The sequence below is a fragment of the Mycobacterium sp. DBP42 genome (assembly GCF_005924235.1).
Taxonomy (GTDB): Bacteria; Actinomycetota; Actinomycetes; order Mycobacteriales; family Mycobacteriaceae; genus Mycobacterium; species Mycobacterium syngnathidarum.
Genome location: NZ_VCMY01000003.1, coordinates 90694 through 112138 on the forward strand (window position 1 = coordinate 90694; position 21445 = coordinate 112138).

Annotated in this window: 17 protein-coding genes; 11 read left to right on the forward strand and 6 right to left on the reverse strand. The window is 67.7% G+C overall.

What is annotated here, in order from left to right; translation table 11 throughout:
• Window positions 1-6: 6 nt before the first annotated feature.
• From E0T84_RS04595 to E0T84_RS04630, 8 genes are all read left to right on the forward strand, one after another.
• The gene (locus E0T84_RS04595; protein ID WP_138743925.1) at window positions 7-1134 is read left to right on the forward strand and encodes a DUF4878 domain-containing protein; all 1128 of its coding nucleotides are present in this window, start codon (window positions 7-9) and stop codon (window positions 1132-1134) included.
• Window positions 1135-1444: 310 nt separating this feature from the next.
• Entirely contained in the window at window positions 1445-2404 is a 960-nt protein-coding gene (locus E0T84_RS04600; protein WP_138743926.1) for a hypothetical protein, read from the forward strand.
• A 100-nt stretch (window positions 2405-2504) separates the two neighbouring features.
• Window positions 2505-3461, forward strand: coding sequence for a MoxR family ATPase (locus tag E0T84_RS04605; RefSeq protein ID WP_070184935.1), 957 nt, complete (start codon window positions 2505-2507; stop codon window positions 3459-3461).
• 7 nt (window positions 3462-3468) lie between these two features.
• Window positions 3469-4341: a DUF58 domain-containing protein gene (locus E0T84_RS04610; protein ID WP_138743927.1), complete on the forward strand. Its 873-nt coding sequence runs from the start codon at window positions 3469-3471 to the stop codon at window positions 4339-4341.
• On the forward strand, window positions 4331-4807 hold the full coding sequence (locus E0T84_RS04615) for a hypothetical protein (RefSeq protein ID WP_070946264.1): 477 nt from the start codon (window positions 4331-4333) through the stop codon (window positions 4805-4807). Before E0T84_RS04610 ends, E0T84_RS04615 begins: the two co-directional genes overlap by 11 nt.
• The gene (locus E0T84_RS04620; RefSeq protein ID WP_138743928.1) at window positions 4798-5880 is read left to right on the forward strand and encodes a hypothetical protein; all 1083 of its coding nucleotides are present in this window, start codon (window positions 4798-4800) and stop codon (window positions 5878-5880) included. Before E0T84_RS04615 ends, E0T84_RS04620 begins: the two co-directional genes overlap by 10 nt.
• Complete coding sequence (locus E0T84_RS04625; RefSeq protein WP_138743929.1) at window positions 5877-6953, forward strand: vWA domain-containing protein; 1077 nt, start codon at window positions 5877-5879, stop codon at window positions 6951-6953. The genes E0T84_RS04620 and E0T84_RS04625 overlap by 4 nt, the downstream gene beginning before the upstream one ends.
• Window positions 6953-8182 (forward strand): tetratricopeptide repeat protein, encoded by a 1230-nt coding sequence (locus tag E0T84_RS04630; protein WP_138743930.1) that lies wholly within the window; start codon window positions 6953-6955, stop codon window positions 8180-8182. Before E0T84_RS04625 ends, E0T84_RS04630 begins: the two co-directional genes overlap by 1 nt.
• A gap of 11 nt (window positions 8183-8193) precedes the next feature.
• Here E0T84_RS04630 and E0T84_RS04635 read toward each other — a convergent pair whose 3' ends face one another.
• Window positions 8194-8835: a TetR/AcrR family transcriptional regulator gene (locus E0T84_RS04635; RefSeq protein WP_239252991.1), complete on the reverse strand. Its 642-nt coding sequence runs from the start codon at window positions 8833-8835 to the stop codon at window positions 8194-8196.
• A 146-nt stretch (window positions 8836-8981) separates the two neighbouring features.
• Between E0T84_RS04635 and E0T84_RS04640 the strand changes: the two genes are divergently transcribed.
• The 3 genes from E0T84_RS04640 (at window position 8982) to E0T84_RS04650 (ending at window position 11543) form a co-directional block, all read left to right on the forward strand.
• A complete protein-coding gene (locus E0T84_RS04640) occupies window positions 8982-10754 on the forward strand; it encodes an alpha/beta hydrolase (RefSeq protein WP_138743932.1) in 1773 nt (590 codons plus the stop codon).
• A 74-nt stretch (window positions 10755-10828) separates the two neighbouring features.
• The gene (locus tag E0T84_RS04645; protein WP_138743933.1) at window positions 10829-11233 is read left to right on the forward strand and encodes a hypothetical protein; all 405 of its coding nucleotides are present in this window, start codon (window positions 10829-10831) and stop codon (window positions 11231-11233) included.
• Between the two features lie 160 nt (window positions 11234-11393).
• Entirely contained in the window at window positions 11394-11543 is a 150-nt protein-coding gene (locus E0T84_RS04650) for a hypothetical protein (protein WP_019344342.1), read from the forward strand.
• Here E0T84_RS04650 and recD read toward each other — a convergent pair.
• From recD to E0T84_RS04675, 5 genes are read right to left on the reverse strand one after another with little or no spacing between them, the layout of a single operon-like run.
• Window positions 11540-13189, reverse strand: coding sequence for an exodeoxyribonuclease V subunit alpha (gene recD / locus E0T84_RS04655; RefSeq protein WP_138744022.1), 1650 nt, complete (start codon window positions 13187-13189; stop codon window positions 11540-11542). The two genes, E0T84_RS04650 and recD, sit on opposite strands and share 4 nt — an antisense overlap.
• A complete protein-coding gene (gene recB / locus E0T84_RS04660; RefSeq protein ID WP_138743934.1) occupies window positions 13189-16443 on the reverse strand; it encodes an exodeoxyribonuclease V subunit beta in 3255 nt (1084 codons plus the stop codon). The genes recD and recB overlap by 1 nt, the downstream gene beginning before the upstream one ends.
• Window positions 16440-19652, reverse strand: a complete 3213-nt coding sequence (recC, locus tag E0T84_RS04665; protein ID WP_138743935.1) for an exodeoxyribonuclease V subunit gamma — start codon at window positions 19650-19652, stop codon at window positions 16440-16442. The genes recB and recC overlap by 4 nt, the downstream gene beginning before the upstream one ends.
• 24 nt (window positions 19653-19676) lie before the next feature.
• Window positions 19677-20927 carry an MFS transporter gene (locus E0T84_RS04670; RefSeq protein ID WP_070946254.1) on the reverse strand — a complete coding sequence of 417 codons (1251 nt, stop codon included), beginning with the start codon at window positions 20925-20927 and terminating at the stop codon, window positions 19677-19679.
• Window positions 20924-21400, reverse strand: a complete 477-nt coding sequence (locus tag E0T84_RS04675) for a MarR family winged helix-turn-helix transcriptional regulator (protein WP_070946253.1) — start codon at window positions 21398-21400, stop codon at window positions 20924-20926. Before E0T84_RS04675 ends, E0T84_RS04670 begins: the two co-directional genes overlap by 4 nt.
• Window positions 21401-21445: the final 45 nt, after the last annotated feature.

The following is a 21445-nucleotide window of genomic DNA, read 5'->3' on the forward strand; positions in this document are numbered from 1 at the left end:
ACCAACGTGACGAATTTCGCTGACTGGCCCGGGCCGAACCCGTCCCAGGGCGCTGCGCCGCCTCCACGTTTCGACCAGCCCGCCCCGCAACCAGGCTTCGGCGGTCCTTCGTTCCCGCCCGGCGGCGGGAGGACGCGGCCGGCCAAGAACCGCAAACCACTGATCATCACCGCCGCGGCTACGGTGGCCGTTCTCGCGGTGATCGGCGTCATCGTGGCGTTCCTGTTGGGCAAGGGGGATGAGGGCGCCAGTTTCAATCCCGACGGCGCGCCGACGGAGGTCGCCAAGGCCTACATGGAAGCCCTGTCGCGAGGCGACGCGCAGGCGGCGCTGGACCTCAGCGCCACTCAACCGGCGACCACCGACTTTCTGACCAGTGACATCTTGAAGAAGCAGCTGGACAAGTTGCCCATCACCGAGGTGCAGGTGATCGGGGAGGAGGGCAGGAAACCCGACACCGACAAGCGGACTGCCGTGGTGAAGGTTGCCGCGAAGTTCGGTGGCCAGCGCACCGAAGGAAAGCTCGACATGGTCGTGGTCGACAACCAGTGGAAGCTCTCGGCGGCGTTCGTCGATGCCACCACCGAAGAGATCCACGGCTACGGAGACCCCGAGGCGGCCGAGGCGTTGACCGTGTTCGGCAAGCCGCTGCCGCAGAGCCGGCACTTCTACGTCTTTCCGGGCTACCTCGAAATGGGCACAGCCACACCGTATGTCAAGGTCAACGAGCTGCCACCGACCACCCTCGACGACGTTTCTGCATTCAAGGACACGGGCGTGAAGCCGAAGTTCTCGATGGGCCCCGATGGACTCAAAGCGGCGCAGGACGCCGTGCTGGCCTGGATCAACAAGTGCTTCAACCCGGGTGATCACACCGGGTGCGGAGACATCCTCACCGGAACCTGGACCGACACCTACGACATGAGCACGATGCGTGTGCGCGGCCCGGTCGACTTGCCCCCGGACATCTTCCGGCTTCCCGATCACACAACTGTGGTCCAGGTGGGCGGCCTCAACGTGCCCTTCACCGCCGTCGAGAAGAGGACCGGGCGGGTCATCGACAACTCCCTGAGCATCTCGGACCAGGTCGAGGTGAACATCGGCGTGCAACCGCCGACAGTTTCTACGAACTAGTGAAGATGACGTCGACCGAGCGGGAGATGCTGTGACCAACTTCGGGGGAGACAATCCCATCGGCGGCGATGCATCTCAGCCGCCCCAAGGCTTTCCGCCCCCGGCCCGCCCGCCGTCGCCGGTCCCGGGGCCGTTTTCACCGGGCCCGGCGTTCGGTGCCACACCCCCCGGAGCCCCGCCGTTCACCGGCGGATACACGAATCCTCAAGGAAATGCGGCTTTTCCATCTGGTGCTAGCCCGTTCGGCGCCCCGTCATTCGATCCCCCCTCCTACCGCACCCCACCCAAGAATCGCCGCAAGCTGTTCGGCATGATCGCCGGCGCCGTGGTGCTCGTGGTCGCGGTGGTGGTCGGGATCATCGTGGTGGTCGGTGCATCCGGCCCGGATGCCACGACTGCCAGTGGTGCCGTCGAGGGCTACCTGAAGGCACTGGCAAAAGGCAACGCGGACAAGGCGCTGTCGTTCGGGCTCAACCAGCCCCCCGACAAGACCTACCTCACCGACGACGTGCTCAAGAAGCAGATCGACAAGATGCCGATCACCGACATCAAGATCCTCGGTGAGGATTCCAGCTCGGTGCATGTCCTGGCCAACTTCGGCGATCAGGCCGTAGACCAGGAAATCCCCGTCAAACAATCTGGCGACGGTACCTACAAGGTCGAATACCCAACCTACGCACTGAATTTCGAGAAAGAGAAAGCCAAAGGTTCCACGGCGTTGCTGGATTCGTTCAGCATCTTCGGGAAACCGCTGCCGTCGTCGGGCATCGCCTACCTCTTTCCCGGTGCGATAGAAGTGAGCAGCTCGAACCCCAACATCACCCTGACATACCGCCGGGATTCCTACCTGCAGTCGGGGGCGTCGTACAAGCAGCCTGAAGAGGACGCCGATTACGAGCTGGAAGTCAGCGACGCGGGTAAGGAAGCCGCCGACAAGGCGATTCTGGAGGCCATGACCGAGTGCGCGAAATCCACCTCCCTGGCCCCGCCCAACTGCCCCATGGATGCCAGCCGCGCCTCCTACCGCCTGATCGACGGCAGTGCGCGCTGGACCGCGCCGAGCAACGCCGACAGGGTGAGGCTGCGGATGCCACCGGGAGTCTTCGGTGACGGGCTCAGCGGCCACGCAACCGTCACGGGCGCGGTCGACATGAAGCTGTCCGCGCGGTCCACCGAGCCGATGTTCAACATCGACGACGAGAACGTGCGGGTGGAGCTCGGCGGCTACGTCGACCTCACCAAGAATCCCCCGACCTACACCTACGAGTAAGGATCACCGAGTGGAACTCCAACAGCCCGGCGTGGATGCGGGGGAACGTACGACACTGACCAACCGGGTTCAGCCCGGTAATCAGGAACTACAACTCGCGATGCAGGCGGTACGCGAGATCGGCTACGCCTTCGGCGCCAAGGTGGTCGGGCAGGAGCAGCTGCGCGAGACGCTGCTGATCGGCTTGCTGGGCGGCGGGCACATTCTGCTCGAAAGCGTGCCGGGCCTGGCGAAAACCACGGCGGCCCGCACCCTTTCGGATGCGATCGCGGGAACCTTCCAGCGGATCCAGTGCACGCCGGACCTGCTGCCCAGCGACATTCTGGGAACCCAGATCTACGACGCCACCACCGCGGAGTTCAAGACCCAGCTGGGCCCCGTGCACGCCAACATCGTGCTGCTCGACGAGATCAACCGGTCCAGCTCGAAATCGCAGAGCGCCATGCTCGAAGCGATGGAGGAACGCCAGACCACCATCGCCGGAACGACATACCCACTGCCCGAACCCTTCCTGGTGATCGCCACCCAGAACCCCGTCGACCAGGAGGGCACGTATCCGCTGTCGGAAGCCCAGACCGACCGGTTCATGCTCAAAGAGGTGCTGCGTTACCCGACCCCCGAAGAAGAGGTCGAGGTGCTGCAGCGCCGAGACCGTGGGGTGTACGACCGGACCGGGGTGCCGCGCCCGGTGGTGAACCTGGAAACGATTCGGCGACTGCAACTCACCACGCGCAACGTGCACATGGACCCGGTGCTGATGCAGTACGTGAGCCGGCTGGTGCACGTCACCCGCGAACCGCACCAGTTCCTGCGCCCGGAGGTGGCCCGGTTCATCGAGTACGGCGCCAGCCCCCGCGCCACGATCGCCTTCGTCAACGCCGCACGCGCCGCCGCGCTGATCGCCGGCCGCAATCACGTTCTGCCGCCGGACATCCACAAGGTGGCCTACCGGGTGTTGCGGCATCGGCTCATCCTCGGATTCGAGGCAGTCAGCGCCAAGGTCACCCCGGAGTCCGTGATCGATCAGGTGCTGCAAGCGGTCCCGGTGCCCGGATAGTCCGGCGATGGGTAGGCACCTCAACCGCGCGCGGCAGTACTTCGGCAATGTCAGTCGCAGCATGCTGCAAGGCGGCAAGCATGCATTGCTGCACACTCGCACGCTGGAGTTCGACGATCTGCGTCCGTATGTGCCCGGCGACGACATCCGCGACATCAACTGGAAGGCCACGGCCCGAGCCGGCGACACCCTGGTCACGAAATTCGTCACCGAGAAGCACCACAAGATCCTGTTGGTGTGCGACACGGGACGCAACATGTCCGCCCTGGCGCCCAGTGGTGAGTTCAAGCGCGACATCGCCGGTGTGGTGGCCGGTGTCGTCGGAATGATCAGCATGAGCCGCTCCGATGAGCTCGGCCTGGTCTACGGCGATGCCCGCGGCAGCGCCACCGTGCGAAGCCGCAAGGGCGAGAACCACATCGAGGGGATGCTCGAGCAGCTCGCGGCGCACAGCGTCGGCGACGTCGGGGAAAGCCGCATCGTCACGCAGCTGAACTACGTCGCCCACAGCCATCGTGCGCGGCTGTTGATGGTCGTCATCGCCGATGAGCCGGAGATCTCCACCGAGCTGGAGGAAGCCGTCAAGCGACTGGCCGGCCGTCACGAGCTGCTGTGGGTGGCGATATCGGACATGCCGGCCGTCGGCGCGGAGCAGGGCGAGATGGACGGCTACGACGTGGGCACCGGACGGTTCATCCCCGACGGCACCACATTGGGCCGTGCCGTCGTCGACGCCTACCGCCGGGCCGAGCAGCAACGGATGGTCGATCTCGACGGGTTCTTCGACAGGATGGCAGTGCCTTTCGTCCGGATCGGCGGCAGCCTCGAAGTGCGCAACAGGATCACGCATCTGACGGAGGTGTACAGCAATGCCCGGTGATGACCTGCTGAGGTTCATCGGCGGACCGCTGGCCCCGTCGGGATGGTGGCTGGTGCTGGCCGCCCTGATCGTCGTGGCGCTGATCGCCTGGTGCGCCGGCGTGGTGATCTGGACGCTGCCGCCGCAACGGCTGCGGTCCATCCCCGTCCTACGCGACTGGCATGCCCAACTGATCCGGCGCCGATTCACCCGGGCGATCGAAGAGACGACCGCGCGTTACGGCAGACGTGAGCTGTCCCGGGAAGACGCCGCCACCGCCTACAACCACACACTGCGCAGCTTCCTGTACCTGCGCACCGGGGTGTACGCCAAGAACCTGCTGACCGAGTACCTCGCCCAGGGCGAGTTGTCCGACGCCGTCCCACTGCTGACGCTCTTGCACGATGCGCAGTTCAATCCCGAATCCCGCGCTGACGTACTGGCTTTGGGACGTTCGGCCGAGGAGATGATCCACGCATGGACCTGAGATGGACCTGGCTGCTGCTGATCGGCGTGCTGGGCCTCGCCATCGCCGTGGCCATCGCCTGGCGACTGCCGGTGGCCAAGGTGCAGCGCAGGATGCGGCCGCTGGCCAACGCGACCCGCCTGACCCGGTTGCCCGAATTCGCTCGGGTGCAGCGCATCTACCTGATCTCGATGGCTGTCGTCGGCTCGATGGTGGCGATCGCCTTCCTGGGCGCCATCGTCGCGGCGGCCCGTCCCCAAAAGCTCGCCACGGCCAACGACGGCTACGACGCGAGCTACCCCCGCGACGTCATGCTGTGTGTAGGGCAACCTGCCAATGATCCGACCACCGCCGATTTCCTCAATTACTGGGCCGGGCAAGCCAAGGACTCCACGGCCACCTCGTTCGGTATCACGTCCCAGAACCTGCGGGCACTGCCCATGACCCGTGACAGCGCCTTCGCCGAGCAGCGGATGCGTTACTTCGCCGGCCTGGCCGGGATTCAGCAGAAAATCGACACCCACCAGAACGTGGCGGTCGAGCAGAAGCTCGAACTCGCAGCCGGGCTCGAAGCATTCGCCCGGCCCATCAAATACGTCGACTACGCGCCGAGCCTCGAAGACACCCTGGCCATGTGCCTGTCGGGGTTCGGCAACAGCAGCGACTCCCACCGCCGCCAACTGGTCTACATCGGATACAGCAAGTTCCGCGCCGACGACGAGAAGCGGCCCTCGGTCTACGACCAATCCCAGGTGCTGGCCCTGGCGCAGCGCGAAGGGATACAGATCAACGCCATTTCCCGGGCCGACGTCGGGCAGATCAGCCAGACCGGCAACGACTCCCTGCGCGCACTGGCCGACGCCACCAGGGGTCATTTCTCGCTCTACAACCCGGCGGGCACCGGATCCTCGGACGGCGCCAACGACATCCTCGATCGCGCCCTCGACAAGATCAACGACGATCCGCCGGCACCGCGTTACCTCGGGGTCAACCAGGACTCGAAGCGACACTTCGACATCCCGGCGGTGCCGCTGTCGATCGCGGTGGTGGCGGCGTTGGCCCTGTCCATCGGGCTGGGGGTGCTGCGCCGATGAACTTCGCCCCGGTCCTGCCGGTCTACCTGCTCGCGATCCTGGCTTTCCTGATCGTGGCCGTGCGGGTGTTCACGCTCTATCAGCTGCTGGTGCGCACCACACCGGGCCGTTACCGTCCCGTCGTATTGCGTTGGCTCGGACTGACATTCGCCGCGCTGTTCCTGGTCCTGGCGGCATTTCGTCCCGGGGTTGCCGACGAGGGCGATCGCAAGGCGTCTGCCGCAGGCGGTGCGGTCTCCGACATCAACGTGTTCTTCGTCGTCGATCGATCCGTGACTTCGCGCATACCCGATTACGGGAACGGGCAGGCGCGCATGGAGGGCATCCGCGCCGACATCGCCGCGTTGATGGAGAAGTACCGAACAGCGCGGTTCAATATGATCGGGTTCGCCACCAAGGCCAAGGTCAATTGGCCGCTCTCGCCCGATACCGACAGCTTCGAGGCCTACGTCAAGAACCTCTCGGCGTATTCGCTGACACCCTATGACTCCTACAATTTCATCGATCCGGTGGCCGCCAATGGTCTGCTGCGCGAACAACTGGCAGCAGCGAAGAAGGCCTACCCCGAGTCGAAGAGCCTGGTGTTCTACTTCGGTGACGGGGCCAAGGGCGACCAGGCCAAACCGGGCGCGTTCGACATCTCCGAAGACCTCTTCAAGGGCGGCGCGGTGCTGGGATACGGCACCCCGGCCGGTGGCCCGATTCCCCACAGCTATGCCAACGGGCGCAAGAACTACCTGGGTGACCCGAACACCGGAGCGATCATCCGGTCCGGGCTCGACGAGGCCCGACTACAGGACATCGCGAAGAGCCTTGGCGTCAAATACTTTCACCGCGAGGCCGGCCAAGAGATCGTGCCGGTGCTACCGCCGGTGGCTTCGGGCGGCATGGTCGACGGTGGCGATGTCACCGGTGACGGGGATCCGCTGGTCGGGCGCACCGAGTGGTACTGGGTGTTCGCGTTGATCAGTGCGGCACTGCTGTCGATAGAGGCCGTGTTGATGGTCCGAGAAGTTCGGCGTAATCGGCTGTCTCGCAGCGACCTCACCGCTGAGGATGTGGTGGCCCAATAATGTTGCGTCAGAAGCCGAACCAGATTCTGGGCCAGATCGTCGGGTTCCTGCGGCACTACCTGCGGATCGCCCGGGCGCGAACCGTGGCGTGGTTCAATCCGTCACAGCGGCGGCTGCGACTGCGCCGCAGACTGTTCCTCTACACCGCACCCGTGGCCGCCTTGCTGGCGCTCGTCGTCGCCGGGCTGATCTCGGTGGTGATGGTCGGGAATTCCGCCGTGGACTCGTTCGACCGGCACGACATCGAGGCGTTGCGCATCGATGTCGACAAACTGAAAAAGTTCGGGGTGATCGAACCCGGCAACATCGCGTTCGCCGAAGCCGATCTGCTTGTCCTGGAAGGGAAACTGAACGACGCCGAAGCACGGTTCAGCGACGCGCTGGAACGCTTCGACGGCGACGACTCCTGCCCGGTGCGGATCAATCTCGAACTCGTGCGGGAAACGCTGGCCGACCTGGCCGTACGGTCCGGACGTCCCGACGATGCCGACCGGCTGTACAACTCAGCCCTGAGCGTGGTGAAAGACGCCCCCGACGGGTGCTTCCTGTACAACACCGATCCCAACGAAGAACGACGGGCAGTGCGTGCGGACGCCAAACCGCGGCTGGACCGCAAACTGGCCGCGCTGCATGCCCCGCCCCCGCCGCGACCGACAGGTCCCGCCGTGGTGACCCCCGAACCACCTCCGCCGCCGCCGGCCCTGCCGCCCCCGCCGGGTCAAGGCATTGGCCAAGGGGAGAATCCGGGACAGGGCCCGGGCCTGATTCCCGGTCAGCAGCAGGCGCCCGGCCAGGATCCGGGTCAAGGTGCGCCCCCTCCGCCGCAGGGGCCGGGGGCGGCCCCTGCCCTCCCGCCGGTCGGACAGGGCGGGGCTCCCGAGCTACCGCCGCTCGCACCGGGCGGTGGTCAGACGGCAACCGAGACCCCGCCGTTGCCGGCGTTGCCTGGTGAGAACCTGCCCGAAGCGCCGCCGCCACCGCCGGGCCCGTCAGGTGAGCAACCGCCTGGCGGCCCTGGCGACGGCCCATTGCAAGTGGCCGACCCGGCCGCGCCGAATCCTGCGCAGATCCTCGGGCCGGTCGGGCCCGACGGACTGCCGTTGGGAGACAAGAACACCAGCGCGCCAGATCTGCGCCTCGAGGGCCGCGATGGACTGGGTTCAGACCCGGGGAACAAGCTGCAGGCCATCCTGGAGGATTCCAGTTCCTATGGCGGCGAACGTGAGTGAACGTGGGCTACTCAGAACACCTGCCGCGGCGGTGGTGGCTTCTTCACGATGGCGGGCAGGATGAACGTCTCGATGTAGTCCCGCGCTACGGCGGGATCGTTGCGTACCGGGACGGCATTCACCAGGAAACCGAGTGCGGTCGCAATGATGTACTGCGCCAGGTCATGTGCCTGCAAACCGGACCGGAACTGGCCGGCGTCATCGGCGATCATGGCCTCGATCGTGGTCTGCACCAACTCGGTCAGGCGCGGGTCGTTGGCGATCAGTGACGCGATCGTGCCCTCGGCGGTCTGGTCGGCGATCGTGTTGAGCAGCGGATCGGACACCAACTCGGTCGCGACGATCACCAAGCTCTCGACCAGCAGATCGACCGGACCGGCCCCCTTGGGGATCCGGGTGAGGATCGAGGCCATATGCCGCTGGGTGGTGCGCTGCACCATGGCCGCGATCAGCTCGTTGCGGTTGGCGAACTGGCGGTAGATCGCGGTCCGCGAATAGCCCGCCTCGTGGGCGATCACCTCCATGGTCGAGGCTCGGTACCCGCGGGTGACGAACAGGTGCTCGGCGGCATCCATCAACACCTCGCGGGACTGCTCGGCGGTGTTGCCGCCACCTACCGGACGTCCCCGGGGTCGGCGTTGTGGTGCTGACAATCGACTGTCCTGCTCGGCTGCGTTGTGGGGTCTCAGTATGCCCGACGAGTCGCGGTGCCCCGGCGGACACGACCCGTTAAAGAAACATTTGAACGAATTTGTGTATTTTCCTGCGGGTGGCCGCCGGGGCCGGTTAGCGTGCCTGCGTGATCAAACCGGGGCGGGCAATTCATGGGTTCACGACGATCGGGTGGGGCGTGCTGCTGGTCGCCCTGTGGATGGGACTGATCGGCGGCACCGTCGCGACGTCGCATGCCGATCCAGGTCGGGAGAAATCAACCACGCAGTCCGCCAACGACTCTGACAAGACGACGAAGCAACGGGCCAAGGTCGCCCACCACGGCCTACGTAAGCAGAAACCGAGGCAAGCCGCCGGGGCCGCGTCCAACGAGCGCCCGCAGCTGTCGCTGCCCAGGCCCGTGCTGAGGTCGCTGCCGACGCGTGCGGCCGTCCACAACCTGGTCGACGGCATCGCCGAGCGGACCCGCGCGGCGCTGGCCGAGGTCGCCGACCGCACCCCGAAGACCCGGACCGTGCGATCACGTCCACGGCCCAAGCTTGCGGCCAAGCCTGAGGCGCCGGAGATTCCCGAAGTCGCCGATATCCCACCCGTCGATACCGCACCCGCCGAGAAGGCGACACCCCCGATCGCCGATGCGATCGAAGCCGTCACCCAACGAGTCGCCCAGAAGACGGCGCCCCAGACCGTTCCCGACCGTCCCGCCCTGCTCGCCAAGGTCACGGACAGGATCTCGAAAACCGTTGCCGATCAACGGCTGGAGCCGCCGACGGTCCAACTGGCCGCAGCCGTCGGGTCCCCGGCCACCGCGCCGAGGCCCGCCCCGTTGGTGAACATCGTCGGCTCGGTGGTGTTCAACGTGATCGGTGCTGCGCTGCAGGTGTTCTCGGGCCCGCCGGTGCTCCCGCCGGGTAGCACTGTCACCGTCCGCACCTCGACGCTGGACATGCCGGGCACCGACCAGACCGTGCGGGCCGACTGGTATTTCCCCGAGGACCCGGACTCCGCGACGGGCGTCATCTACCTACAGCACGGCTTCATGGCGACGGGCCCGATGTACAGCTACACCGCGGCGTACCTGGCTGAGTCGACCAACAGCATCGTGGTCGCCCCCACGCTGTCGTCAAACCTGTTCGACCCACGAGCCGAATGGCTCGGCGGCGAACCGATGCAGCAGTCCGTGGCCGATCTGTTCGTCGATGACCGGGCCGAGCTGACCGCGAGTGCAAGTGCGGCGGCAGGCCACCCCGTCACGCTGCCATCCAAGTTCGTCCTGGTCGGCCACTCCCTGGGCGGCATGCTGGTCACCGGAGCGGCCGGCCGCATGGTCGACAACGGCGCAGTCGACGACCTGGCCGGGGTGGTCCTGCTCGATGGAGTGGACACCCACCAGGACATGCCCGACGCGCTGAGCAAGCTGACGGGCGCCAATTACCGTCCCGTGCTGCTTATTTCGTCCGAGCGTTACGTGTGGAGTCTCGGCGGCGTCGCCGGTGATGAACTGCAGGCCGCCCGGCCCGACATGTTCAACGGCGTCATGCTGGTCGGGGGGCGTCACATCGACGGCCTGCAGGGTGCAAACCCCATCCTGCAGTTCGCCGAGTACGCCATCGCCGGCTTCTCGCAACCGCGGAACATCGATGCGGTCAAGACGATTTCGTCCGGCTGGATCAACGACATGTACAACGGCACGCAAACCGGTGTGTACGGCGCGCCGCAGGACAGCATCGAGATCCCCACCCCGTCGGGCCCCGCCACCGCCGTGGTGCTGCCGTTCACCTCGACCGACTGGGTGCAATCGATGCCGTGGGACCCAGTGGCCCAGGTGATCCTCGACGTCTTGTTCCAATACGCGGTGTACGAACCATTGGCCGGACAATCCGTCGCGATGGCCGTCTGACTTTCGAACACGGGTGACTGTCAGCCCCCGGCTCCGGCCATATCCTGGTGAGAACGCCGAACCGGGGGGTTGCCGTGGAGCAGACACCGCCAGAGGAATACCCACACGAGTGGGTCGACCGGTACGGTCCGCGGGCCTTCATCCAGTCGCCGTCGGCGGCCGCGCGGCATGATCCGGTCATGGTGGGCATCCGCTGGGTCGCGGCGGTCATCGGCGGTGGCGCTGTGGCGTTCTGGGCGCTGGTCGTCTACGGCGTGCTCAGTTCGGCCTTCGACACGAATCCGGCCACCGATCCGCACGGCTACGGAATCATCTTCGGGGTGCTCATCTCCGTGCCGGTGAGCCTCTTCTGGGCCCTGGTGTTGCCCTTCGCGGCACCCAGACGCCGGCGGGGGCGCGCCTTCGCGATCTCTTTGCCGGCCTTCCTGGCCGTCAACGCGCTGGTGTTCTGGGCGCTGAGCGTCTCTGGCGCCGGATAGCGCGCCGTCCCTGTTCGCTGACATGCGCTGAACAAGGCATATACCAAGCTCAGCTATACATTTTGCGGCGAAATCGTTAACCAAATTGGTGCGTGATCTGCGTGTGATTCAGCCCACCGAGAGGGTACATTGTGATCGCTGTCATAGGAAAGGGCGTGCAATGGTCGGTGCATTTGTGGGCGTACTTCTGCTGGTGCTCGGCATCGGCGCGGTCGCCGGCGTCGTGACGGCTGCGGCGATGGGCCTGCCCACGCTGGCGATCGTCATCGGCCTCGTCTCCGGCGCATTTTTCGCCGGACGCGCCGTTTAGAGCTTCAGCCGCTTTCGCAGGCCGGTCGCTCGGACTGCCTGCCGGGCGATCGCCGCGCGAATCTCCGCCTCGGACCCCACGACGCGCACCCGCGTCTTGGCTCGGGTGACCGCGGTGTAGAACAGCTCCCGCGTCAACAAGCGGGAGTCCTCCGGCGGTAGCAGCACGGTCACCTCGTCGGCCTGGCTGCCCTGGGATTTGTGGATGGTCATGGCGTGCATGGTCTCGACCTCGGTGAGCCGACCGGTGGCGAAGGTTCCCGAGCCACCTACGACGGCCCGCAAGCCGTCCGGGGTGGCGACGGTGACGCCGGTGTCGCCGTTGTAGAGCTTGAGCCCATAGTCGTTGGCGGTCACCAGGATCGGCCGTCCTACGTACCACGACGCCCACGTGGGCTCACCGGTCGCCTCGGCCAGCCACCGCTGTACCTGACGGTTCCAGTGCGTGACGCCGAACGGACCGTGCCGGTGCGCGCACAGCAGCCGATGCTCATCGAGGATGGCCAGCGCCGCGTGCTCATCCCCGAGGAGCGCCGCCTGCCGCAGCGCAAGGGCATGCGGCACAAGCACTTCCCGTAGCCGCTCGCCGGGGTCCGCGCCCACCCACTCGACATGCTCGCCGCCGGCCGCCAGCACCTCCACCGCGGCCGAGGCGTTCCCGGCCCGAATTGCTGAGGCCAGTGCGCCGATCGACTCACCGAACCGGTGCGAGGTTTGCAGGGCGGCCACCCCGCGCGAACCCAGCCCGTCGACCAGGTCCGCCAAGACCGCACCGGCTTCCACCGAGGCCAGCTGGTCAGGATCGCCGACCAGCAGCAACCGGGTTTGTGGACGTACCGCCTCCAACAGCCGTGCCATCATCGTCAGCGAAACCATCGAGGTCTCGTCGACGACGATCACGTCGTGCGGCAACCGGTTCGCCCGGTGGTGACGGAAGCGTGACGACGTGTCCGGTCGGGGCCCCAGCAGCCGGTGCAGCGTGGTGGCCTGCAGGCCCGAGATCCGCTCACGATCCACCGCGTCGAGCCGGCTCACCTCAAGCTGCACCGCCTCCTGCAGCCGGGCCGCGGCCTTGCCGGTCGGCGCCGCGAGTGCGATGCGCAGCCCCGGCCGACCGGCCAACGCGGCCTGCTCGGCCAGCAGCGCCAACAACCGCGCCACGGTGGTGGTCTTGCCGGTGCCCGGCCCGCCCGTCAGAACGGTGAGCCCTTGAGACAACGCCACTTTCGCCGCGGCCCGCTGCTCCTCGAACCCCGGCGGGAACAACCTCGCCACATCGGGTGCCGACCCACCCGGGTCGGCGGCGACCAAGGCCAGCACGTCGTCGCACACCTGCTGCTCCTCCAACCAGTACCGGTCGAGATAGAGCAGGTCGCCGAACAACCGCAGCACCGGGGGAGTGCCCAGCAGCGGGCTGGCCGCCACTGCCCGCAACCACCCGTCGACCTGTGGCCACGGCAGCTCCGGCAACTGGGTCTGCGCGGCCACCGACCGCAGGTCCACACACACCGAGCCGCCGCGCACGGCCCGTACCGCCAGCGCAAGGGCCAGGGTGACGCGCGGGTCGGTCTCCTCGGCGAGCGTGCTCAACCGTTGGGCCACTTGCACATCGGCAGGCTCGAGGATCTCGGCGAACGCATCCAGCATCACGCGGCCCCCTGATCGAGCAGCTCCGACATCGCGATCACCAGCGCCGCGGGCGGTTCCCAGCTGAACACCCCGGCTGGGTGCCCGTCGACGACAGGTGTCTGTGCCCCGCACATCCCGCGCACGAACAGGTACATCACCCCGCCCAGGTGGGTGTCCGGATCGTAGTTCGGCAGTCGCCAACGCAAAAACCGGTGCAGCACAACGCTGTACAACAGCGCCTGCAACGGATAGTCCGAGTGCAGCATCGCCTCGACCATCCGGTCCCGCCCGTAATCGGCCGCGGTGAGCGGCTCGTCACCGGTGCCCAGCCAGTTGGTCTTGTAGTCGACGACGACGAAGCGCCGCCCGATTCGCAGCACCACATCCACCGACCCGGACAGGTACCCGCGCAACGGCTGCCAGCCCAACAGCCCCGTCGACAAGCGGTCGGCGTACACCGCCATGGGGTCGTCGGCCGGCAGATGCTCGTCGAGCAGTGCACCGATGTCGGCCAGCCTGGCGAACTCGCCGCCGCGCAGATCGCCGCCGGCCATGGGGAATTCGAAGTCCAGCTCACACAGCCGGTCGGCCAGTCCGATCTGACGGAGCGTCGCCCCGGGCGCCAACGGCCCCAGCGGGGTGTCGTGCATGGGCAGCAGGGCCGCGGCAAGTTCGTCGGCGGACACCTCCACCGGCCACCGGGCCGCATGCGTGCGCACCTCGCTCAGCAGTTCTGCCGTCAGATCGGCGGCCAGCGGATCGGTGGTCTCCAGGACCGCATGGACAAGAGAACCGAACGCCGCGCCGGTGGGCAGCGAGGCCATCGGGGACGGGACGTCGGCACCCTGGGTCGGGGCGACGACGGCGATATCGCTCGACTCGTCGTCGAGTTCGGCAACCTCCGGTTCGCTGGAGACCCCGCGCTGCCCGTCGCCCTCGGCAGCGCGCAACAGCCCCGAATACGAGGTGCGCCGCCACGCGGTGTCGATGGACCGATGAAAATGCCGTGCCGCCAGACCATCTGGCACTTCATGGGTGGGCACCGGGGCGGCCGGGGCGATCACCGACTCCTCGAGCACCGGGCCGCCCGCGGCCTCCCAGGCCCGCAGCCGGGCCAGCGCGTCGTCATCGGAGACCTTCGCCGGGGCACATCGGTCGGGCACTGCGGCCTGCCCCGGGGTTCGCCCGCGCAGCAGCCGCGACAGACCGCCGTTCGGCTCGTCGTTCGACGGTGCCCACCACGCCACCACCTGCGACTGGGCCCGCGTCATCGCCACATAGGTCAGGCGGCTGTCATCGGCGGCGGCCTCGGCCCGCCCGGCCCGGGTCACCGCGGGATCCGGCCCGCCGACCTGCAGGCAGCGCATCCCCTCGTCGTGGAACAACACCAGATCCGGTTCCGGCACATAACGATTGAAAGCGAACGGCAGGTACACGATCGGGAACTGCAGGCCCTTGCTCACCCACACTGTCATGATCTGAACCGCGGCCGCGTCGCTGTCGAGACGCCGGTTGCGTTCGGACGTGCCCCCGCCCTCGGTGCGCTGCGTGCGCAACCAGTCCCGCAGTGCGGCCAGCCCGAAGCCCTCCCGGTGCGCGGTATCGCCCAGCAGTTGGGTCACGTGGGCCAGGTCGGTCATCAGCCGCTCACCGCCCTGCCAGGACAGCACCCGCTTGCCGATTCCGGCCAGCTGCGCGGCCTCGAAGATCGCCGCCACGCCGCGTTCGCGGGCGTGGCCGGCCCAGGTGCGCAGCGTGTCGGCGACCCGGTTGGTCAACGCATCTCCGCCCGCGGCAAGGGTTTCGGCGGTCTCCCCGAAGAACATCGTGGCCGCTGCGGCCCGCACCAACCCGGGACGGTGCGGTTGGTCGAAGGCTTCCAGCAGATACAGCCAATCCTGCGCGGCCTCGGAATTGAACACGTCCGAGTCCCCGGTGTAGACCGCGGGGATCCCGGCCGCGAGCAGCGCGGTGTGACAGGCCCGGGCGTCCTTGTGGGTCTCGACTATCACCGCGATGTCGCGGGCCTGCAGCTTGCCGCCATCGAAGGTGGCGCCGCTGGTCAACAACGCACCGATGTCGGCGGCCAGGTCTGTTCCGATGTGCTCGCGCAGGTCGGCGATCGGAATCACCTTGGTGCCGGGCCGGTTACGCGTCACCACCCGCAGCCGGAATGGGTCGTTGTGTGGCGCCCCGGCCAGCCGGTGGCCCTGGTGATTGGCCCGCACGTCGTGCACCACGATGTCCGGCCCGCCGAGCTCGGCGCCCCGCAGCACCGCCTGCAAGCGATCCACCAGGACGCTGTCGCTGCGCCAGTTGGTGCCCAGCGTCTGCTTGTCCCCGGCGGTGGCCGCGGCCCGCAGATAGGTGTCGATATCCCCACCGCGAAACGCATAGATCGCCTGCTTGGGGTCACCGATCAGGATCAGGGTCGACTGCCCGGAAAACGCCCGCTCGATCACCTGCCACTGCACCGGGTCGGTGTCCTGGAACTCGTCGACCATCACGATCGGCCAGCGCTGCGCCATCCGGACCCGAGCAGCCGAATCCTTGGCTTCGAGCGCACCGGCCAACCGGGTCAACAGGTCGTCATAACCCAGCACGCCGCGGCGCCGCTTGCGAATCTCCAACTCGGCCAGCACCGCCCGCGCGAATCCCACCCGAATCGCCGCCGGGGACTCCGGTTCGGGCTCCACGGGCCGCAGTTCGGTCGCCGGATTGTCCACCACCACGCGGGCCAGCCGCAGGGCCTCGGCGTAGCCCAGCTCGGGGACATCCCGCTGGGCACCGAAATGGGCGAGATACAGATCGTCCACGATCTCGCACACCAACTCGTCAAGACTCTCGACCAGCGTCACACCCGAATCGCTGTCCCCGGCCACACCAAGCGATTTCAGCACGATCTGGCAGAACTGATGCGTGGTGGCGATGGTCGCCGCATCGAAACCGGCCAGCGCATCGCGCAGCCGCCGCCCGCGGGCCTGCTGATCCGCGGCGACCAGATACTGCAGCAGATCGGTGTCGGCGCGCGACGGATCCTCCAACGCCGCCAGGGCACCGACGATCTGGGCCCGCACCCGCTCGCGCAACTCCTGACTGGCAGCCCGGCCGAACGTGATGAGCAGCATCTGATCCAGCGTCGCCGCTCCTTCGGCCACCAACCGCGTCACCAGACCGGCCAGTGCGAACGTCTTGCCGGTGCCCGCGCTGGCCTCCAGCACCGTGGTGCTGTTGACTCGCGGCAACGGGCCGAGAAGATCGAAGACCTTCACCGGGGTGACCCCTCGGCGTTCAGCAGCGGCAACCACAACCGCTCTGCGTACTCACCCAGCCCGGCCAGTCGGCTCAGCGGCGTGCCACGACCCCAGGCCCGCACATGTGCCGGCGCCTCATCTTCACCGGGGAACCGGCCGCTACGCCAACGGAATCCGGCTTCACGCTCCGGGTCATCCCCGGCGTGACGGGCGGCCGCCCAGGCATAAGAGGTCTTGATGGGCAGCGGCAACGGCTCCCGGCGGCCCGCGTCATAGATGGCCACCAGATCGGCGAGCAGTGCGACCGGATCCTCGGGGCGTGCCAACCCAGCGACCCGCGGGGTGTCGCCACGCCGCGGCCGCCCGATGCAGACGGCGGACCAGTCGCGGTCGGGATGCCCGGCGGCCAACGTCAACAACGGAATCCAGTTCTGCAGCAGATGCTTGCCGTCGAGCTTGGAGTACGTGACCGACACCAGGTGGTCGCCGAACACGGGGGAGACCGTACCGGTCAACCGTCGCCCGGCACCCAGGTCGATATCGACGTCATAGGCCTGCGGGTCAGTGCTCCGGTACCGCAGCGCCTCGGCGGCCAGCAGCGCACATCGATCACGCAGCGCGATCGCACGGCGCCAACCCAATTGGCCCGGAGGCAGCGTGCCGCGACGCCACTCGGCCTGTTGGGCATCGGCCGGGGGCATGCCGCGCAGGATGTCGCTGAGCATGCGATCGCCGACGGTCCATTCCTCCAGTGCGTCGATATCGACCGGCATCTCGTCCGAAACCCCGTCCACATCCCACGGCAACGTGTACTCCAGCGCCCGGAAGAAGCCCTTAACCGGATCCTTGAAGAACGTGACGAGATCCTCCAGCGCGACATCGTCGGCCGGCGGCGCGGGCAGGCGATGGTCGAAGAACCGCGGACGTTGCGCCCGCTGCCCGGCACTGGCCTGTGCCGCGGTGAGCGCCGTGGGGTCGAAGGTGAACGGCCCCTCGGGCAGCAGGGCGCCGGGGGTTACGTTGCGAATGTCAAAGGGTTGCAACGGGTGCGCGGTCACCACATCCACCGGTTGCTCGGCGGTGATCTTGATGGTGTCGAGGAGTTCGGCCAGTGGCACCGCCGGCGGCCGGGCCTGCCCGGAGTATTCGTTGGCGCCGGTGTAGGTGACGACCAGGGTCTGGGTGGCCGCGCCGATCGCGTCGAGCAGCAACTGGCGATCTTCCGAGCGGATGTCGCGGTCACCGGTGCGCGGATCACGCGCCAGCACGTCGTCGCCGTCGGCCGCACCCAGCCGAGGGAACACCCCGTCGTCCAGTCCGACCAGACACACCACCCGGTGCGGCACCGAGCGCATCGGCACCATGGTGCACACCGTGAGGGTTCCGGTGCGGAAATTGGCCCGGGTCGGCCGGCCGGCCAGGTGCCGATCCAACAGCGCGCGAATATCACTGAGCCGCATCGGTGTGGTGGCCGCGCCGGCAGCCGCGGTGACCTCGGTGAACTCTCGTTGCACCTGGGCGGTGGGCCAGTCCTCATCCGAGTGGGCCAGCGCCTCGATCCCGGCGCTCAACGCCGACAACCACTCGCCGAGCGGGCGGACCCCGCTGAGCTGATCGACAGCTTCCCTGAGCCTTTCAACAAATTCGGCGAACCGGCCGGCCAACTCGACCCGGTTGCTGCTGACGTCGTCCAGCGGCAGCGTGGTGCCCAGCCAGGCGTGCGAGTCGTCGGACATCGCCACCCCGGCCAGCACCCGGTCGATCCCGAAACGCCAGGTGTTGTGCAGGAATTCGACGCCATACGGGCTGCGATGCTCTTGATCGAAACCCCACCGGATATTGGCCTCACGCACCCAGGCGGTGATGGCCTCCAGATCGTCATCGGTGAAACCGAACCGGGCCCGTACCGGATCCGACTCGGCCAGGTTGAGCACCTCGCTGGCCGTGGCTCGCCCACCGGCCAGTGCCAGCATCGAGGCCGCCACCGACAGCAGCGGATTCGTCTGCACCAGTGCACGATCGGCCAACCGCACCCGCAGCTTGTGCGCCGGATGCGCGCCGATGGTGAAGTGTGCACCTCGCGGGCTGGGCACCACGTCACCCAACCCGAACCCGGCCGTGATCAACGGGGCATAGGTCTCGATGTCGGGGCACATCACCAGGATGTCGCGTGGCTCCAAGCTCGGATCGTCGGCCAGCAGGCCCAGCAGCACTTCGCGCAGCACCTCGATCTGCCGGGCCGGCCCATGGCAGCTGTGCACCTGCACCGAGCGGTCCTCACGTCGGGGCACCCGCCCGGCCGGGCGGACCGCGTTGGCCGCGATATCGGACTGCAGCCAGCCCAGCACGGTATCGGGATGGTCTGCCCCGCTGAGATATTCGTCGCTGTCGGTGGCCGGAAGCCCGCGCTGCAGCTCCCGCAGATCGCGGCCGAGGGTGGCCAGCAGCGGGTGACCCACATCGCGGTGGCTGTTGTCCTCACGGCGGGGGAGCGGGCCGGTGTGCGCGGCCAATGACTGCCACAGGTCGTCACTGGGGTGCGGCAGCCACAGATGCAGATCGTGATGGGTGGCCAGCGCGATGAGCAGTTCGATCTCGGTGACCGGCAACCGGGTGTGCCCGAACAGGGACAGCCGCTCGGGCAGGTCGCTGGGTGAGTCCGCCAGCCGGGCAAGGGTTTTCGCGTGCCGGACGTGCGGCGGCTCGGCGTCGATCCGCTCGACGAGCGCCTGCCACAACGGCTTCTGCCAGGCCAGGTCGGCGGGCAGATCAACCCAGTCGACCAGCAACTGCGGGCGTTGCCGCGCATAGGAGGCGAACAGCCCGGCCAACCGGCGGGCCACCGCATAGCGCCGGCCCTGGCGCAGCTCATACTCGTCACCGGTCTCGAAGTGGCCGAGGTGCGTTGCCACCGGCTCACACCACGGCTGGTCGAGGTTCTCGTCGATGACCGCCAGCAGCGGCCAGGCCATCGCATCAGCCGACCATGGATCCTCGTCGGCGGTACCGGTCAACTCGGCGATCAACGATCGCGGGTTGCGGAACTCGACGGCCGCGCAGACGCCGAGCCGGTTCGCCAACCGCTGACTGAGCCAGCGCTCCACGCCCTTGGCGGGGACGAGCACCAGCTCCTGGGTGAACGGATCAGCCGGGGGATGGGACAGCAGACCCGCCAGCCCGTCGGCGAGCAGATCGGTGCGCTCGGCGCGGTGCAGGTGAAATCCCATCGACACACACGATAAGAGACGCGGTCAGGCCACCACCGGATTTGGTGCGGACAGCGCCGCCGGACGGGCTGCCAGCGTCACCGCCAGTGTCACCGCAGCAGCGATCAGGAAGGCCACCCGCACGTTGAACACGTCGGCCGCACCGCCCAGCAGCGCCGCCGCGAACGGGCGTGAGCCCAGGAAGCCGACCAGCCACAGTGCCATGATGCGGCCCCGCAGCTCCTCCGGTGCCCGCTCCTGCACGACGGTGCTCAAACCCGTCATCGCCCAGCCGAACCCCAGCCCCGCAATCGCGAAACCGGCCAGCGCCAAGGCCGTCACGGTGCCCAGGGCCAGCAGCCCGCACCCGGTGACCAGCAGCCACAGCCCGATCGTCGAGACCCGGGCAGCCGGCAGACGCCCGCGCATCACGGCCAGCACCACCATGCCCAGTGCCGCACCGACACCGAAGGCCGCCGAAAGCGCGCCCACCAGATGGGCGCCGCCGCCGAGCTCGTCGGCCATCGACGGGGTCAGCGTGATCGACGGATCGGATGCGAACCCGACCGTCGTGACCGCAAGCAACGCCAGCAGCAGCGGACGATCGCGCCACACGTAGGCCAGGGCCGCGCGCACCCGGTAGTCGCCGTCGGGCCGGAGCTTCGGCCGGGCCGGGAAAGTGACCAGCAGCAAGAAGACGGCGAACACCATGTGCAGGCCGGCGCTGATCGCGAAACCCGGCGCCGCGCCCAGCCGCGCCGCCAGGAACGCGCCGATGGCAGGCCCCAGGATGCGGCCGATGGTCATCGGAATGCTGTTGAGCGCCATGGCCGTCGGCAGTTCGCCGTCGCGGATCAGGCTCGGCACCACCGACTGCATGGCCGGGCCGCCGATGACGAACCCGAACCCGACAAGGGTGGAGCCGACCAGGACCGGCACCGCTGCGGCGGTGCCCTGCAAGTCGGGCGAAAGGGCCAGCCACAGGGCGGTCGAGCCGGAGCCGATGATGCACAACACCCGGCCCCACAGGATCTGGCGGGCCGGGTTGCCGACGTCGGCCCACTTGCCGCTGGTCGGGCTCAAGATGAGCTGGGGCAGGAACTGTGCGACGCCGACCATGCCCACCATCACCGCCGAACCGGTGGCGTCGAAGATCACGATGGCGGCCACGATGCCGTGTGTCCACACCGCGACGACGGAGAACATCTTGCCCCAGAACAAGGCGCCGAAGACCGGGTCGAACATCAGTGCCACGGCGCCGCGCGGCTGCGGGCGGGCAGCGGTCTGGGCTGTCACGAGCTGATCCCCCGCTCGAAATCGGTGACCAGCTGCTCCAACAGATCCACGAGTCTGTCGACGTCGGCCTCGGGCCAGCCGGCCACGGTCTCGGCGACCATCTCCTGTCGTCGTTCGGTGACGTCGGCCAGGGCTTGGCGCCCCGCCTCGGTGAGGGTGAGTACGCAGCGGCGCTGGTCCTCGGCGGCGAGCGCCTTGGTCAGCAGGCCGGCGGCGACGACATTGGCGACGGTGCGGCTGGCGGTGGAGTGCTCGACGGCCATGTACTCGGCCACTTCGCCGACCGACGCGCTCTGCCCGGCTTTCTCCCGCTGCTCGACGGCCCGCAGCACCCGCAGCGTGGACAGTGACGCAACACTGCCCGACGCGTCGATCAGCCGGTGCCGCCACCCCGGGCGCTGCCGGACGGTGTGGATGCGCACGAGGAGCTCATCGAGTTGGTTGTAGCGAGGCACTATATGTGCATAGCACATACATGTATTGGCAGGCGATTGTCGGTAGGCATCGGCAGACTCCGC

Excerpts from the sequence above, each read along its gene's own strand:
- recD (WP_138744022.1), bottom strand. The coding sequence starts at position 13,189 with ATGCTGGATGCGTTCGCCGAGATCCTCGAGCCTGCCGATGTGCAAGTG.
- E0T84_RS04650 (WP_019344342.1), top strand. The coding sequence starts at position 11,394 with ATGGTCGGTGCATTTGTGGGCGTACTTCTGCTGGTGCTCGGCATCGGC.
- E0T84_RS04615 (WP_070946264.1), top strand. The coding sequence starts at position 4,331 with ATGCCCGGTGATGACCTGCTGAGGTTCATCGGCGGACCGCTGGCCCCG.
- E0T84_RS04630 (WP_138743930.1), top strand. The coding sequence starts at position 6,953 with ATGTTGCGTCAGAAGCCGAACCAGATTCTGGGCCAGATCGTCGGGTTC.
- E0T84_RS04605 (WP_070184935.1), top strand. The coding sequence starts at position 2,505 with ATGCAGGCGGTACGCGAGATCGGCTACGCCTTCGGCGCCAAGGTGGTC.
- E0T84_RS04610 (WP_138743927.1), top strand. The coding sequence starts at position 3,469 with ATGGGTAGGCACCTCAACCGCGCGCGGCAGTACTTCGGCAATGTCAGT.
- E0T84_RS04625 (WP_138743929.1), top strand. The coding sequence starts at position 5,877 with ATGAACTTCGCCCCGGTCCTGCCGGTCTACCTGCTCGCGATCCTGGCT.
- E0T84_RS04620 (WP_138743928.1), top strand. The coding sequence starts at position 4,798 with ATGGACCTGAGATGGACCTGGCTGCTGCTGATCGGCGTGCTGGGCCTC.
- recC (WP_138743935.1), bottom strand. The coding sequence starts at position 19,652 with ATGGGATTTCACCTGCACCGCGCCGAGCGCACCGATCTGCTCGCCGAC.
- E0T84_RS04675 (WP_070946253.1), bottom strand. The coding sequence starts at position 21,400 with ATGTGCTATGCACATATAGTGCCTCGCTACAACCAACTCGATGAGCTC.
- E0T84_RS04600 (WP_138743926.1), top strand. The coding sequence starts at position 1,445 with ATGATCGCCGGCGCCGTGGTGCTCGTGGTCGCGGTGGTGGTCGGGATC.